Genomic DNA, 16,944 nt, shown 5'->3' with positions numbered 1-16,944 from the left:
TAATCGTGCAATCCTTAATTTATCTTTAAATTCATACTTTTTTACTGTACATTTCCCTTGTTTCGTAATATAATGTGGACTAGATATTGATTAAAAAAGAGGGAGCAATACTAGATGAGCGACAGGAATAAGACAAATTCAGACAGCATTCACCCAGAAGATAAAGAAAAAGAAGAGAAATACTACCAGGATGAGATCGATGAAGCAGCTGAGGATTATTTTCTGGACGATGAGATAGATGAAGATGATGAGGACTACTTCTTCGATGAAGAAGAGGAGGAAGAGGAGCCGGAAGAAGAGCATGCCCGCACTGATACCGGCAGGGGGCAGGCAAAGCAGCCCCGGGATATGGCCAGAACCCAGGTGATTCCTGATGTGATCGAAGTCCGTTCCTCCGTACAGAAGGACGCGGAATACGATACTGGCAGCGGCAGGTATTATGAAGATGAATACGAGGAAGACGGAGAGTTTGAGGAGGAAGACGAGGAGATAGAATTTGAAGACATCTTCGAGGAGGAAGAGCCAAAGAAGAAAAATAAGAAGTCTGGGAAAAAGAAAGGCAGAAAAAAGAAGAGTATGAAAAAGCTCTGGATAATTACAGGCAGCGTTGTGGCTGCTGTAGCGGTGGTCTATATTGGTGTCTCCGTATTCTTTATGAGCCATTTCTTTATGAACACCGAGATTAACGGGCATGATTTTTCAGGTAAGACCCCTGCGGATGTAGAGGCATACATGAAAGAACAGGTCGATGGCTATAAGCTGGAAGTCAAAGAAAAGGACAATAAGTCCGACACGATTGCCGGAAGCGAGATCTCATTAACCTACAAGGAAAATGATGATATCAAGCAAGCATTGAAAAAGCAGAATGGTTTCCTCTGGCCGGCGGCTTTCTTTTCAAAGAACTCGGCGAAAGTGACGGTTGAGGTTTCCTATGATCAGTCTGCGCTGGATTCTAAGATACAGAGTCTCCAGGCAGTGACTGCTGAACAGGTTCCCGCACAGTCCGCGTATCCAAAGTTTGACGGAGAGAAGTTTGTCATAGAACCGGAAGTGATCGGCACCGCAGTAAATATGGACGTGCTGAAGGAAAAGGTGCACCAGTATATTTCCGAGTTTCAGACGGAACTGGATATGGAAAAGGAAAAATGTTATGCAGAGCCAAGATTTACCTCAGAGTCCGAGGAAGTAAAAAAGGCATGCGATACCATGAATAACTACTGTAAGGCAAGTATTACATATACAATGACCGAGCGGGAAGTTGTTGATAAGGCACTGATCTCCACATGGGTTACCGCCGATGAGAATATGAACGTAACCTTTAACGAAGAGGCGGTCAAATCCTGGCTGACTGAATTTGGTGACAAATACGATACAGTGGGGACGACCAGGACAATCGTTACTCCAACCGGAAAGAGCGCGGAAGTATCCGGAGGCACTTATGGCTGGTCCATCGATGAGGATACCGAATTCGAAGCGCTGACCAACAGCATCAAGAATGGGGAAACGGCAGAAAAAGAACCGGCTTACTATCAGACAGCAGCTGCACATGCGCCTGCGGACTGGGGGAACACCTATGCGGAAGTGGATCTGTCTGCCCAGCATATGTGGTATATTGTAGACGGCGCCGTTGCGCTTGAGACGGATGTAGTTACAGGTTATCCGACACCGGAGAAGGAAACCCCTGCGGGCGTCTATAATATTCTGGAGATCCAGCGAAATAAGACTCTGGTCGGAGAGATTGACCCCGACACGGGAGAACCTGAATACGAGACGCCGGTCAGTTTCTGGATGCGTGTGACCTGGAGTGGAATAGGTTTCCACGATGCCACATGGCAGCCTGGATTCGGGGGCTCTCTATATACAAGCATTGGTTCCCATGGATGTATAAACATGCCATATGGCCAGGCTGAGGCTTTATTCAATATGATCGGAATGGGCACACCTGTGATCATACATTATTAAGTGCTTGAAAAATTATATAACAGATGAGGTTACTATGTACGAATTATTAAAACGGGACGGTCTTGCTAAGCGGGGCCGTTTTCATACGGTTCACGGAGTGATAGAGACTCCGGTATTTATGAATGTGGGTACTGCAGCCGCCATTAAAGGTGCAGTTTCCACAGATGATCTTCAGACAATTAAGACGCAGGTGGAGCTTTCCAACACGTATCACCTTCATGTGCGTCCAGGCGATGAGGTAGTAAAGAAGCTGGGCGGGCTTCACAGATTTATGAAATGGGACAAGCCGATTTTAACGGATTCTGGCGGGTTCCAGGTGTTTTCCCTTGCTGATTTGCGTAGGATCAGGGAAGAAGGCGTTCATTTCCATTCCCATATAGATGGAAGAAAGATTTTTATGGGGCCGGAAGAAAGCATGCACATCCAGTCAAACCTGGCTTCTACAATTGCAATGGCATTTGACGAATGTCCCTCCAGCGTGGCAGACAGAGCGTATATGACGGATTCCGTGGCAAGAACGACCCGCTGGCTGAGGCGGTGCAAGACGGAGATGGCACGCCTAAATTCCCTGCCCGATACGATCAATCCGCAGCAGATGTTGTTCGGTATCAACCAGGGCGGTATCTACGAGGACATCCGGATTGAGCATGCCAAACAGATTACGGAGCTCGAACTGGACGGATATGCCGTGGGAGGCCTCGCGGTAGGGGAAAGCCATGAAGACATGTACCGTATTCTGGATGCCGTTGTACCTTACCTTCCACTGGAAAAGCCGACTTATTTGATGGGAGTAGGAACGCCGGCCAACATACTCGAGGGCGTAGACCGAGGTGTGGACTTCTTCGACTGCGTTTATCCGACAAGGAACGGAAGACACGGACATGTCTACACAAACCACGGAAAACTAAACCTGTTTAATGCAAAATTTGAACTGGATGACAGCCCCATTGAGGAAGGATGCCAGTGCCCCGCCTGCAGAAGCTACAGCAGAGCCTATATCCGCCATCTCCTCAAGGCAAAAGAAATGCTGGGCATGCGCCTGTGCGTCCTGCACAACCTCTATTTCTATAACACGATGATGGAAGAAATAAGGGCGGCCATTGAAGCCGGCGAGTATAAAGCGTATAAGAAAAAGAAGCTGGATGGAATGGAAGGTATGAAAGAGGCATAAAAATTTAGTGAAATTCCAAAAGATACTTGAAGAATTGTCCAATTTTGTGTATAGTAAACTTATTGTTTGTAGAGATAGTAATTAGGAGGATTTAAAATGAATGGATTATTAGCGGCAGGCGGAGCAACAGGGATGGGGGGAATTATCCTGATCTATGTTGTTATTATTGGTGGTATGTGGTTTTTGCTTATGCGCCCTCAGAAGAAAGAGCAGAAGAGAGTACAGGCAATGCTTTCCACAATGGAAGTAGGCGATACCGCTTTGACAACAAGCGGTTTTTATGGAGTAATTATTGATATCACAGATGACGATGTAATCGTAGAATTTGGTAACAATAAAAACTGCAGGATACCAATGCAGAAAGCGGCAATTGCCCAGATCGAGAAGCCTAGTGCTGAATAGGCTAGGGATCCGCGGGGTGAGGGACGCCCGTCAGGGAACACATGGTGATTCCCGGGGCAGGCCGTTTGCGAAGAAACACTAACAGCGAAAAAGCAGCAGCTGATGGAACCAGCCGCATTCACTTAGAAATCTGATGATTTCTAAGCTCAGGCGGCCTTGAAAACTGATTTGGTAATCAGTTTTCATCCATCAGCTGCTGCTTTTTCGCTGTAAGTGTTTCTAACCGCGCACTTAGATGCCCCGGGAATCACCATGTGTTCCCTGACGGGCTAGGCCCATCCGGGCGGGAGGTCGGCTATTCAGCAGGTGAAAGGCTGGGGAGGGCGGCGGATGGGGTTGGCTTATATGGGCTGCGTTGGGAGGAGACGGCGTGGAATTTACTGATCTGCTGATTTGCTAATTTCCTGTCTGGTGAAAGATTCACTTTGCCAGGGCACATCCGCTGCTCTCACTTCGAAACCCTCCATGGGATGGGACTTTATGTGCCGGCCGGATGAAACAGCCGGCGGCAGGGGGAGTAGGGCGGCTGCGGTGCCCGCCATTTTTCCGCCCTTTTTAATTTAGAGCTGCTTATCCCCAAATTCCGCCCTCAGCTGCCCCTCCTTCCCCTGCCGCCGGCGTCCACCCTGACGCACTCCTACCCCAGTCATCCCAAAATTCGCATTAAAGGGTTGAAACGTGGCGAAAAATACGGTATGATAAAAATTAGCATTTTTATTCTATTACATATATATTTGGAAGGAAGTATTTGGTATGAGACTGAACATCGGAGTGATTAAAGGGGACGGTATTGGGCCGGAGATCGTGACGGAAGCGATGAAGGTTCTGGATAAAGTGGGAGCAGTATTCGGGCATGAGTTCTGTTATACGCAGCTTTTGATGGGAGGGGCTTCTATTGATGTGAATGGCGTTCCTCTTACGGATGAGACGATTGCGCTTGCCAAGGCAAGTGATGCGGTGCTGATGGGGTCTATCGGCGGAGATGCCGCAACTTCTCCGTGGTATCAGCTGGAACCATCTAAGAGACCGGAGGCAGGGCTGCTGAGGATTCGGAAGGAATTGAATCTTTTTGCAAATCTGAGGCCGGCTGTGCTGTATGATGAGCTGAAGGAGGCGTGCCCTCTGAAAGCTGAGATCGCAGCAAAGGGGTTTGATATGATGATTATGCGGGAATTGACCGGCGGGCTTTATTTTGGACAGAGAAAGACCGTGGAAGTGGACGGGGTTATGACTGCATATGATGAACTTACATACAATGAAAAGGAAATACGCCGTATTGCAAAACGGGGATTCGACATTGCCATGAAGCGCAGGAAGAAAGTGACGAGCGTGGATAAGGCGAATGTACTGGACTCTTCCAGACTGTGGAGAAAGGTAGTAGAGGAAGTGGCTGCCGATTATCCGGAGGTGGTTTTGGAAAACATGCTGGTGGATAACTGCGCAATGCAGTTGGTTAAGGATCCGAGCCAGTTTGACGTGATATTGACGGAGAATATGTTCGGGGATATTTTGTCGGATGAGGCGAGTATGGTTACCGGATCAATTGGAATGCTTGCATCAGCCAGTCTTAATGAGACAAAGTTCGGGCTTTATGAGCCAAGCGGCGGTTCGGCTCCTGATATTGCGGGCAAGGGGATTGCCAATCCGATTGCAACAATTCTGTCGGCGGCAATGATGCTCCGGTTCTCATTTGATCTGGATAAGGAAGCTGATGCCATCGAAAACGCAGTCTCAAAAGTATTAAAAGACGGGCTTCGCACGATTGATATTATGTCGGAAGGAAATACACAGATTGGCACCAGTGAGATGGGTGACAAGATCTGTTCCTATATAAACATTTAGGTAGATCAGAGTTATAACAGCAGGAGTAATGGCATAAGTAGAAAAGGAGGTTTTAAAACTATGAGAAGTGATACAGTAACAAAGGGAAGCCAGCAGGCGCCCCACCGTTCTTTGTTTCATGCGCTGGGAATGACGCAGGAGGAACTGGACAGACCGCTTGTGGGCGTAGTCAGTTCCTACAATGAGATTGTGCCAGGGCATATGAATCTGGATAAGATCACTGAGGCAGTTAAAATGGGTGTGGCGATGGCGGGAGGAACCCCTATTATGGTTCCGGCAATCGCTGTCTGTGACGGGATTGCCATGGGGCATGTGGGAATGAAGTATTCTCTTGTCACAAGAGACCTAATCGCTGATTCAACAGAAGCGCTCGCAATGGCACATCAGTTTGACGCCCTTGTGATGATCCCGAATTGTGATAAAAATGTGCCTGGGCTTTTGATGGCCGCGGCCAGAATCAACATTCCGACAATTTTTGTCAGCGGAGGGCCTATGCTCGCGGGACACGTGAAGGGCGGCAGAACCAGTCTTTCCAGCATGTTTGAGGCCGTTGGTTCCTATGCGGCAGGAACAATGTCCGAAGAGGATTTATGTGAGTTTGAAAATAAAGCGTGCCCTACATGCGGTTCCTGTTCCGGTATGTACACAGCGAACAGCATGAACTGTCTGACGGAGGCTCTTGGTATGGGGCTGCGTGGGAACGGAACGATTCCGGCAGTTTACTCCGCCAGGCTGCAGCTGGCTAAACATGCGGGCATGCAGGTAATGGAACTGGTGAAAAAGAATATCCGGCCAAGAGATATTATCACGGAGGAGGCCATTCTTAATGCATTAACCGTAGATATGGCTCTGGGCTGCTCCACAAACAGCATGCTGCATCTTCCGGCTATCGCTCATGAGATCGGAATGGATTTTGAAATTGAATTTGCAAATTCAATCAGCGAAAAAACGCCGAACCTGTGCCATCTTGCACCGGCAGGCCATACATACATTGAAGATCTGGATAAGGCGGGCGGTGTGTACGCCGTTATGAATGAGTTAAATAAAAAAGGCCTGCTGCATACGGATTGTATGACTGTGACAGGTAAAACTGTGGGTGAGAATATTGCAGGCTGTACGAATCTCAATCCGGAAGTCATTCGGCCGATTGAAAATCCTTACAGCGAAACCGGTGGAATTGCAGTGCTCAAGGGAAATCTTGCACCTGACGGAAGCGTGGTTAAGCGTTCCGCAGTTGTTCCGGAGATGCTGGTACATGAAGGGCCTGCCAGAATTTTTGAAAGCGATGAGGCTGCCACCGAGGCGATCAAGACAGGGAAGATTAACCCGGGGGATGTTATTGTCATCCGCTATGAAGGACCAAAAGGAGGCCCGGGCATGAGGGAGATGCTCAACCCAACCTCTGCAATTGCAGGATACGGGCTTGGATCTACGGTGGCGCTTATTACGGACGGACGTTTCAGTGGCGCATCCCGCGGCGCATCCATCGGGCATGTGTCACCGGAAGCTGCTGTGGGCGGACCGATTGCGCTGGTAGAGGAGGGCGATATTATAAAGATCAATATCCCTGAGCTGAAGCTGGAGCTGGACGTTTCAGATGAAGAGATGTCGGCCAGAAGAGCTAAATGGCATCCAAAGGAGCCGGAGATTAAGTCCGGATACCTGGCAAGATATGCATCTATGGTTACATCTGGCAACAGAGGGGCAATACTGGAAGTGCCAAAGACAAATTAGGAGGTCCTTATCAATGCATTTAACTGGAGCAGAAATCGTCATTGAATGTCTGAAAGAGCAGGGTGTGGATACTGTTTTCGGGTATCCGGGCGGCGCGATCCTGAACGTCTATGACGCTTTATATAAACACAGTGATGAGATCACGCATATCCTGACCTCCCATGAACAGGGGGCTGCGCATGCTGCAGACGGATATGCGAGAGCGACGGGCAGAGTTGGTGTCTGCTTTGCCACAAGCGGACCGGGAGCCACGAACCTGGTTACCGGCATTGCTACGGCTTATATGGATTCCATCCCGGTTGTCGCAATCACCTGTAATGTCGGCGTATCCCTGCTCGGCAAGGATAGTTTTCAGGAGATTGATATTGCAGGTATTACAATGCCGATTACAAAGCACAACTATATCGTAAAGGATGTCAGTAAGCTGGCCGGGACGATCCGCAAGGCATTCAGAATCGCGCAGACAGGCCGCCCCGGTCCGGTACTGATTGATATTCCGAAAGATGTGACGGGTGAGAAAACCGATTATAAGTGTGAAGCAATTGCTCCCGTCATCCCTATGGGTGCTGAGGAAGTCTCTGACAAAGAAGTGGAGACAGCAATCACCATGATCAATAAGGCAAAACGCCCTTATATCTTTGTCGGCGGCGGAGCCGTTTTATCGGGTGCAAGTGAAGAACTGCTGGAGTTTGTACATAAAGTTGACGCGCCAGTCACGGATTCACTTATGGGTAAGGGCGCATTTCCGGGAACTGATGGAAGATATACGGGCATGCTTGGCATGCACGGGACCAAGACGTCCAATTACGGGGTCAGCGAATGTGACCTGCTGATTGTTATCGGCGCAAGGTTCAGCGACAGAGTGACCGGCAATACCAGGAAGTTTGCAAAGAATGCAAAGATTCTTCAGATTGATATCGATGCGGCCGAGATGAATAAAAACGTCATTATTACCGCTGGCGTTGTGGGCGACATCAAAGAAGTCCTGAAGAAGATAAATGCAGGCCTGGAACAGCAGTGCCACCCCGAATGGATGAGTAAAATCCAGGAATACAAAGAAAAATACCCGCTCAATTACCATACGGACGGACTGACAGGCCCCTATGTCGTAGAAGAAATCTACAGACAGACAAAAGGGGACGCCATCGTAGTAACAGAGGTCGGGCAGCATCAGATGTGGGCCGCGCAGTATTACAAGTATACAAAGCCGCGTACCTTCCTGACTTCCGGTGGTCTGGGAACGATGGGATACGGCCTGGGAGCTTCTCTTGGTGCGAAGACCGGCTGTCCCGACAGCATTGTGGTTAATATCGCAGGAGACGGATGTTTCCGTATGAATATGAATGAAATAGCCACAGCGGTGCGGCACCGGATTCCCGTCATCCAGGTTGTGATTAACAATCACGTCCTCGGCATGGTCCGCCAGTGGCAGAATCTGTTTTATGAGCAGCGCTATTCCGCCACCGTTCTGAACGATGCGGTGGATTTTGTGAAGCTGGCAGAGGCCATGGGGGCCGAAGGGATCCGTGTAACCACAAAGGATGAATTCCAGGCGGCATTTGCGAAAGCATTAACGCTGAATAAGCCGGTTGTCATCGACTGCCAGATCGACAGTGATGATAAAGTATGGCCCATGGTAGCTCCGGGAGCTGCAATCAGCGAAGCTTTTGACGAGAGCGATATCAGCCATTAGTACTCGAAGACGGGATAGAGATGGCTTGAGTTGTAATGAAACCTATCAATGATGAAGTATAAAAAGTGCAGGAGGAAATTTGAAATGAGTAGAGTGTACAATTTTTCAGCAGGGCCGGCAGTTTTACCGGAAGAAGTTTTAAAATCAGCAGCAGAAGAGATGTTGGATTACAAGGGAACCGGCATGTCGGTCATGGAAATGAGTCATCGCTCAAAGGCTTTCGAAGAGATCATTACATCAGCAGAGGCTGACCTGAGAGAGCTTATGAATATTCCTGACAACTATAAAGTCCTGTTTCTGCAGGGAGGAGCCTCCCAGCAGTTTGCCATGATACCGATGAACCTTATGAAAAATAAGGTAGCTGACTATATTGTAACAGGACAGTGGGCGAAAAAAGCTGCCAGTGAAGCCGCAAAATACGGGAAAGTTAACAAAATAGCATCGTCTGAAGACAAGACGTTCTCATATATACCAGATTGCTCTGACCTTCCGGTTTCAGAGGATGCCGATTATGTGTATATTTGTGAAAACAATACAATTTACGGAACCAAATTCAAAGAACTTCCGAATACAAAAGGCAAGACTCTGGTTGCCGACGTATCATCCTGCTTCCTGTCTGAACCAGTGGACGTAAGCAAATATGGGGTGATTTACGGAGGAGTCCAGAAGAATATCGGGCCTGCAGGCGTTGTGATCGTTATTATCCGTGAAGATTTAATAACGGAGGACGTACTGCCCGGCACACCGACCATGCTTACATATAAAACACACGCAGACGCAAAGTCCCTTTACAATACCCCTCCGGCATACGGCATCTATATTTGCGGAAAGGTATTTAAATGGCTCAAGAGCATGGGAGGCTTGGAGACAATGAAGGCCCGCAACGAAAAGAAAGCAGCGCTTCTGTATGATTTCCTGGATCAGAGCAAGATGTTCAAAGGCACCGTTGAGCCAAAGGACCGTTCTCTGATGAATGTGCCTTTTGTTACAGGAAATGCTGAATTGGATGCCAAGTTTGTTAAAGAGGCGAAAGCCGCAGGCCTGGAGAATCTGAAAGGTCATAGAAGTGTGGGCGGCATGCGTGCAAGCATTTACAATGCAATGCCATATGAGGGTGTAGAAGCACTCGTTGCATTTATGAACAAGTTCGAGGAGGAGAATCTGTAAAATGTATAAGTATAATTGCCTGAATCCAATAGCCCAGGTGGGACTGGAAAAATTTAATGAAAACTATGTAAGAACAGAAGATGCAGGAGAGGCGGACGCCATCCTCGTAAGAAGCGCAGGAATGCATGATATGGACTTCAGCAGCAGCCTGAAGGTCATCGCACGCGCAGGTGCGGGCGTTAACAATATCCCGCTGGACAAATGTGCAGAAAAAGGAATCGTCGTATTTAACACTCCTGGCGCCAATGCCAATGGTGTAAAAGAAATTGTGATCGCGGGAATGCTTCTTGCAGCACGTGACATAATAGGCGGTATCAGCTGGGTTCAGGAGAATGAAGAGGACGGGGACATCGCCAAGATGACCGAAAAGAAGAAAAAGGCTTTTGCCGGGACCGAGCTGGAAGGCAAAAAACTGGGTGTCATAGGACTCGGAGCAGTCGGCGTTCTGGTTGCTAATGCAGCGACACATCTCGGAATGGAAGTATACGGTTATGATCCATACGTATCCGTCGATGCAGCATGGAAGCTTTCACGTAATATCCACCATGCAAAAACGGTAGATGAGCTCTATAAAGAATGTGATTATATCACCATTCATGTACCGGCGCTGGAAGATACGAAGGGCATGATCAACAAAGATACGATCAGCCTGATGAAAAAAGATGTGGTTATTCTGAATTTTGCAAGAGATGTGCTTGTAAACAGTGAGGACATGGTTGATGCCCTTGTTGCAGGAAACGTGAAATGTTATGTAACAGACTTCCCAACACCGGAGGTCACAGGAGTCAAAGGGGCAATTGTAATTCCCCATCTTGGAGCTTCCACAGAGGAATCCGAAGACAACTGTGCAAAAATGGCGGTCAAGGAAACCATTGATTACTTGGAAAATGGTAATATTACACATTCCGTAAACTACCCGGATTGTGATATGGGACAGAAAGGTGAGGGCTCCAGAATCACCATCCTGCATCATAATATACCAAACATGCTCGGACAGTTCACAGCACTGCTCGCTAAAGAAAAATTAAACATCTCGTTGATGGCAAATAAGAGCAGAAAAGAATATGCTTATACTATGATTGACGTAGATGGAGACGTATCTGACGCTGTAAAAGAGGAACTTGGCAGTATTGATGGGGTTCTTAAAGTGAGAGTTATTCTTTAGTGACTAATGTATGGCAAAGAAACCGAACACAGGGGGGCTTGGAAACGGGTTCTGGCTGCAGAGTGGGCAAAGGAAAAAAAGAAGGAAAACCGGGGCAGACCTGATTTTCCTTCTTTTTCCTTTCCTCCACTTTGGCAGCTGGAAGACACGAACTAAATAACTATTGACACAGAATGTATAATTGTATACAATTATACATGGATGTAATCCGTAGGATTAAAGTGCTGCGGGGTGTTAACTGGATATTTAGGAGGTAATGGTAGAATGGAAGACAGAAAAGTATTTTTGAACAAACACACAAATCTTTTGGAACTGGAAGAGCATATGTATCAGCTGGTGGATGTGGACTCGCCTAATGTGTTCCGCAACTTGTTCCACTATGATGAGATTCCGAAGATTGCTTTTAACGACAGGATTGTGCCTCACAATATGCCGGACGAAATCTGGATTACGGACACGACGTTCCGTGACGGACAGCAGTCACGTGCCCCCTACACAACAGAGCAGATAGTTACGATTTTTGATTATTTACATAAGCTTGGCGGGCCTAAGGGGAAGATCAGGCAGAGTGAATTTTTTCTGTATAGTAATAAAGACCGGGATGCGGTTTATAAATGTCTGGAGATGGGATATGAATTTCCGGAAGTTACAAGCTGGATCCGGGCGAATAAGAAAGATTTTGAACTGGTGAGGGAGATCGGGCTGAAGGAAACGGGGATTCTGGTCAGCTGCTCTGATTATCACATATTTTATAAACTGAAGATGAACCGAAGGGAAGCTCTGGATCATTACCTTTCTGTTGTCAGAGAGTGTATGGAGACGGGGGTGAAACCAAGATGTCATCTGGAAGATATTACGAGATCTGATATTTATGGATTCGTAATCCCTTTCTGTCTGGAGCTGATGAAGCTTATGGAAGAGTATCAGATACCGGTTAAGATCCGTGTCTGTGATACCATGGGATATGGGGTGAATTTTCCGGGGGCGGTGATTCCGAGATCCGTACCGGGGATTATTTATGGACTGATGACACATGCTGGTGTTCCGAGTGAATTGATTGAATTCCATGGGCACAACGATTTCTATAAGGCGGTCAATAATTCGACTACAGCTTGGCTGTACGGCGCATGCGGGGTGAACTGTTCCCTGTTTGGAATTGGGGAGCGTACGGGAAATACTCCGCTTGAAGCGATGGTATTTGAATATGCACAGCTCAGAGGAACGCTGGATGGGATGGATACAACTGTGATCACAGAGCTGGCGGAGTACTATGAAAAAGAGATCGGATACCGGGTTCCCTCCAGAACGCCGTTTGTCGGGAAGAATTTTAATGTAACCCGTGCCGGGATTCATGCGGATGGAATGCTCAAAAACGAAGAAATTTATAATATTTTTGATACCGACAAATATTTAAACCGCCCGGCTCTTGTATCTGTCTCCAATACCTCCGGTATTGCGGGAATTGCATACTGGATTAACGCATACTACAAGCTTCCTGCAGAACGGCAGGTGGATAAAAATTCAGAGCTTGTGCTGGCATTAAAGACCTGGGTGGACAAAGAATATGAAGAAGGTCGCGTTACAGTCTTGACAGATGACGAATTAGTTGCCAAAATAGACAGTGTATGCAGTGAACTGCATATAAAACTCTGACTTGGGAGGACATAAAAGCAAAATGGAAGAATATCAGGACCATTCCTTAGGCAGCCGTGTTTTTCAGAGAATCCGTGACGATATCCTGAAGGGAAAGTATAAGGAACACGATGAGTTAAGGGAAAATACGATCGGGAAAGAACTGGGGGTCAGCCGCACGCCCGTGCGAGAGGCACTGAGGCAGCTGGAGCTGGAAGGCCTAGTCTCTATCATCCCGAATAAGGGGGCATATGTGACGGGAATATCTCCGAAGGATGTAAGTGACATCTATATGATCCGTTCTATGCTGGAGGGGCTGTGTGCGAGATGGGCTACAGAGAACATTACGGACGAGCAGCTGGATGAGCTGGACGAGATTATACTTCTTTCCGAGTTTCATATGAAAAAAGAGGGTGGAGGCAGTGCAGATCAGGTGACTGAGCTGGACGGCAAGTTCCATGCGATTTTATATGAGGCATCAAACAGTAAGATACTCAGCCATGTACTGACCGATTTCCACAAATATGTCCAACTGGCTCGGAGATCTTCCGTAGTCTCAGAAGAACGGGCCAGAAAGTCGATCCGGGAGCATAAGCAGATCCTGCGCGCAATCCGGGATAAAGATGCAGACCTTGCGGAGCAGCTCGCCAACGAGCATATTCTGCATGTCATACAGAACCTTAAAAGACAAGGTTATGAAGAAATATTAGGAGGAGACAGTTAAGATGGAAAAGATTAAGATGAGTACACCGATTGTTGAGATGGACGGGGATGAGATGACAAGAATCCTCTGGAAGATGATTAAAGATAATCTTCTGGAGCCTTACATCGAGCTGAATACGGAATATTACGATCTGGGCCTGGAATATAGAAATGAAACGAACGACCAGGTAACCGTGGATTCCGCGAATGCCACAAAGAAGTACAAAGTAGCTGTTAAGTGTGCAACGATCACCCCGAATGCGGCCCGCATGGATGAATATGACCTGAAGGAGATGTGGAAGAGCCCCAATGGGACCATCCGTGCAATTCTGGACGGTACAGTTTTCCGCGCGCCGATCGTCGTAAAAGGGATTGAGCCATGCGTTAAGAACTGGAAAAAGCCGATTACCATTGCCCGCCATGCATACGGTGATGTATATAAGGGCTCAGAGATGAAGATTCCGGGCGCAGGCAGGGTAGAACTTGTCTATACGGCGGAAGACGGAACAGAGACAAAAGAGCTCGTACATAATTTTGATGGCCCGGGTATCGTGCAGGGCATGCACAATATCAACCAGTCCATCGAAAGCTTTGCAAGAAGCTGCTTCAACTATGCTCTGGATACAAAACAGGATCTCTGGTTTGCGACAAAAGATACGATTTCCAAAAAATATGACCACACATTCAAGGACATTTTCCAGGAAATCTATGATGCTGAATACGATGAAAAATTCAAGGCTGCCGGGATCGAGTATTTCTACACACTGATTGATGATGCAGTAGCACGTGTTATGAAATCAGAGGGCGGATATATCTGGGCGTGCAAGAACTACGACGGCGACGTCATGAGCGACATGGTATCCTCAGCATTTGGATCACTCGCTATGATGACATCCGTGCTTGTGTCTCCCGACGGATATTATGAATATGAGGCTGCCCACGGAACCGTACAGCGCCACTATTACAAGCACCTCAAGGGAGAGGAGACATCCACCAACTCAGTTGCAACCATTTTTGCATGGACCGGAGCTTTAAGAAAGCGCGGAGAACTGGATGGAAACCATGATTTGATGGCATTTGCAGACAGACTGGAAAAAGCGACCATTGACACAATAGAATCCGGAAGCATGACAAAAGATCTGGCGCTGATTACAACGATTGAGAATCCGACGGTTCTCAACAGTGAGGACTTTATCAAAGCGATTGCAGCAAGGCTGTAAATTTTATCTACAATACAAAAACGGACCGGCACGCAGCTCTGCATGCGGTCCTTTTTTCTGATCTAGGAAATTTCAAAGGAATTTCCTAGATCAGAAAAGCCCTGCGGGGGATGCACACGCCGCGATAAGGTATATAGCCGCAAAGCGGCATCGCGGCGGCGTCAAAGTGTGCAAGCCCCTCATAAGTGAGGAGATGGGGATTTGAGGTGGGCTTGCCCGCTTTGTTCGAAAGGAGTTGAAGTGGGCTTCCCCATTTTGGCCTTATTCTGCAAGTTCTTCCCATTTTTCATAGAGAATCTCCAGTTCCCCTTCATTGGAAGCCTTTTCTGCAGCAAGTTCCTGGCATTTGACCGAGTTGGAATACACATCTTCATGAGTCATCAGCTCATCGATCTCTTCATTTCTTTCTTCCAGTACAGTGATGCGTTCTTCCGTCTTTTTCAGTTCATTCTGTCTTTTGCGCTCCCTGGCCTGCTGTTCCTTCTGTTCCTGCCAGCTCAGTTTTGCGTCTGAAACAGATTCCTTCGGAATACCAGAATTATCCGTTCCCCTGGCTGCAGGGGAAGTATAGACGGCCGTCAGTTCCTCCTTTTTCTCCAGATAATAGTCATAATTGCCGATATAGTTTACAAAGGTCTGATTCACCAGCTCTAATATGCGGGTGGCTGTCTGGTTGATAAAATAGCGGTCGTGTGAGACGTATAATACGGTACCGGTATAGTCGTTAACCGCTTTTTCTAATATCTCTTTTGAGGTGATATCCAAATGGTTTGTGGGCTCATCGAGGATTAGGAAATTGGCCTCAGAAAGCATCAATTTTGCCAGCGATACGCGACCCTTCTCGCCGCCGCTCAGGTCCCCGATCAGTTTGTACACGTCATCACCGGTAAACTGGAATGCGGCGAGCGTATTTCTGATCTGCGTATTATTTAGGGTTGGATAGTCATCCGAAATCTCGTCAAATATATTTTTTTGGTCATGCAGCACATGGTGTTCCTGATCGTAATAACCGATTCTCACCTTAGATCCCAGGGTAAAGGAGCCCGTATCCGGGGGAACCACTTGATTGATAATCTTAAGCAGCGTGGTTTTCCCGGTGCCGTTGTCACCGATTACAGCCACATGTTCGCCGCGTCTGATATCAAAGCTGATATCCGTAAATAAGGTTTGACTGTCAAAACTCTTAGACAGCCCCTCCACTGAAAGCACGTCGTTGCCGCTCAGGCAAGAGGGTTCCAGAGAAAAATGAATCTCCTTCGCCGCCTCCTGGGGCTTATCGACCAGCGTCATCTTATCTAGCAGTTTTTCACGGCTTTCCGCGCGCTTGATAGACTTCTCACGGTTGAATGAACGGAGTTTTTCAATGACGGCCTCCTGATGCTTGATTTCCCTCTGCTGGTTCAGATATTCTTTCATCATGGCGTCCCGGATCTGTTGCTTTTTGTCCGCATAGGCCTTGTAGTTGCCGGCGTACATCCGGACAGTCCCATGTTCGATCTCCACCACTTTTGTAACCACCCTGTTTAAGAAGAAACGGTCGTGGGAGACGATAAATACAGCGCCCGGGTAGTTCAGCAGATAGGTCTCCAGCCAGGTGATGGAGTTCAAATCCAGATGGTTTGTTGGCTCATCCAGAAGCAGAATATCGGGTTTTGTGAGGAGCAATTTTCCCAGGGAAACTCTTGTTTTCTGGCCTCCGGAGAGGGTGTCCGTTTTTTTGTCAAAATCCTCCTCCTGGAAACCAAGTCCTTTGAGGACGCCTGTCAGCTCGCTTTCGTAAGCATAACCATTCTGTGCCTCAAACGATGACATCATGCGGTGATAGGTATCGAGCCTGCTCTGAAGGGCTTCACCGCTCAGAGACTTCAGTTCCTTTTCAATAGCACGGATTTGATTTTCCAACTCGATAATATCAGCCTTTGCTGTCTTTACTTCCTCATATATGGAGCGGCCGCCCTCGAGTTTCTGCTGCTGTGCAAGATATCCGAGAGTTTTCCCTTTTGTAACTACAATTTCACCGCTGTCGACTGGCTCTTCCTTTACGATCATCTTTAGAATGGTGGATTTTCCAGCCCCGTTTACTCCGACCAGAGCCGCTTTTTCCCTGTCTTCTATATGAAAAGAGCCGTCTCTGACAATGACCTGTCCACCGAAAGCTTTATTGAGATTATGGCATGCAAGTATCATAAGAAACCTCCTGTTGTCTTCTGTATCGGGCCTCCCAGTTGTACTTCAGCCGCCGAACCCCGCTTGT

At 47.6% G+C, this 16,944-nt stretch carries 12 protein-coding genes; 11 read left to right on the top strand and 1 reads right to left on the bottom strand.

Annotated features, from left to right (window positions below; genetic code table 11):
- Positions 1-114: 114 nt before the first annotated feature.
- From MWG26_RS11740 to MWG26_RS11690, 11 genes are all read left to right on the top strand, one after another.
- Positions 115-1,962 (top strand): L,D-transpeptidase family protein, encoded by a 1,848-nt coding sequence (locus MWG26_RS11740; protein WP_330639552.1) that lies wholly within the window; start codon positions 115-117, stop codon positions 1,960-1,962.
- A gap of 34 nt (positions 1,963-1,996) precedes the next feature.
- The gene (tgt, locus tag MWG26_RS11735) at positions 1,997-3,133 is read left to right on the top strand and encodes a tRNA guanosine(34) transglycosylase Tgt (RefSeq protein ID WP_025657374.1); all 1,137 of its coding nucleotides are present in this window, start codon (positions 1,997-1,999) and stop codon (positions 3,131-3,133) included.
- A 96-nt stretch (positions 3,134-3,229) separates the two neighbouring features.
- Entirely contained in the window at positions 3,230-3,535 is a 306-nt protein-coding gene (yajC, locus tag MWG26_RS11730) for a preprotein translocase subunit YajC (protein WP_025657375.1), read from the top strand.
- A gap of 753 nt (positions 3,536-4,288) precedes the next feature.
- On the top strand, positions 4,289-5,377 hold the full coding sequence (gene leuB / locus MWG26_RS11725; RefSeq protein WP_025657376.1) for a 3-isopropylmalate dehydrogenase: 1,089 nt from the start codon (positions 4,289-4,291) through the stop codon (positions 5,375-5,377).
- A gap of 60 nt (positions 5,378-5,437) precedes the next feature.
- Entirely contained in the window at positions 5,438-7,111 is a 1,674-nt protein-coding gene (gene ilvD, locus MWG26_RS11720; RefSeq protein ID WP_025657377.1) for a dihydroxy-acid dehydratase, read from the top strand.
- A gap of 13 nt (positions 7,112-7,124) precedes the next feature.
- The gene (gene ilvB / locus MWG26_RS11715) at positions 7,125-8,804 is read left to right on the top strand and encodes a biosynthetic-type acetolactate synthase large subunit (protein WP_025657378.1); all 1,680 of its coding nucleotides are present in this window, start codon (positions 7,125-7,127) and stop codon (positions 8,802-8,804) included.
- 84 nt (positions 8,805-8,888) lie between these two features.
- Positions 8,889-9,971 carry a 3-phosphoserine/phosphohydroxythreonine transaminase gene (serC, locus tag MWG26_RS11710; protein WP_025657379.1) on the top strand — a complete coding sequence of 361 codons (1,083 nt, stop codon included), beginning with the start codon at positions 8,889-8,891 and terminating at the stop codon, positions 9,969-9,971.
- 1 nt (position 9,972) lies between these two features.
- Positions 9,973-11,136, top strand: a complete 1,164-nt coding sequence (locus MWG26_RS11705) for a phosphoglycerate dehydrogenase (protein ID WP_025657380.1) — start codon at positions 9,973-9,975, stop codon at positions 11,134-11,136.
- 264 nt (positions 11,137-11,400) lie between these two features.
- Positions 11,401-12,789: a beta/alpha barrel domain-containing protein gene (locus MWG26_RS11700; protein ID WP_025657381.1), complete on the top strand. Its 1,389-nt coding sequence runs from the start codon at positions 11,401-11,403 to the stop codon at positions 12,787-12,789.
- A gap of 22 nt (positions 12,790-12,811) precedes the next feature.
- On the top strand, positions 12,812-13,492 hold the full coding sequence (locus MWG26_RS11695; protein ID WP_025657382.1) for a GntR family transcriptional regulator: 681 nt from the start codon (positions 12,812-12,814) through the stop codon (positions 13,490-13,492).
- Position 13,493: 1 nt separating this feature from the next.
- Positions 13,494-14,690: an NADP-dependent isocitrate dehydrogenase gene (locus MWG26_RS11690; protein WP_025657383.1), complete on the top strand. Its 1,197-nt coding sequence runs from the start codon at positions 13,494-13,496 to the stop codon at positions 14,688-14,690.
- A gap of 261 nt (positions 14,691-14,951) precedes the next feature.
- Here the strand turns inward: MWG26_RS11690 and abc-f are convergent, their stop codons facing one another.
- Positions 14,952-16,877, bottom strand: a complete 1,926-nt coding sequence (gene abc-f / locus MWG26_RS11685) for a ribosomal protection-like ABC-F family protein (protein ID WP_025657384.1) — start codon at positions 16,875-16,877, stop codon at positions 14,952-14,954.
- Positions 16,878-16,944 lie beyond the last annotated feature (67 nt).

The organism is Faecalicatena contorta, assembly GCF_022835095.1.
GTDB classification, from domain to species: domain Bacteria; phylum Bacillota; class Clostridia; order Lachnospirales; family Lachnospiraceae; genus Faecalicatena; species Faecalicatena contorta.
Note: the sequence above shows the minus strand (reverse complement) of the source record. Positions and strands in the feature narration are given on the sequence as shown.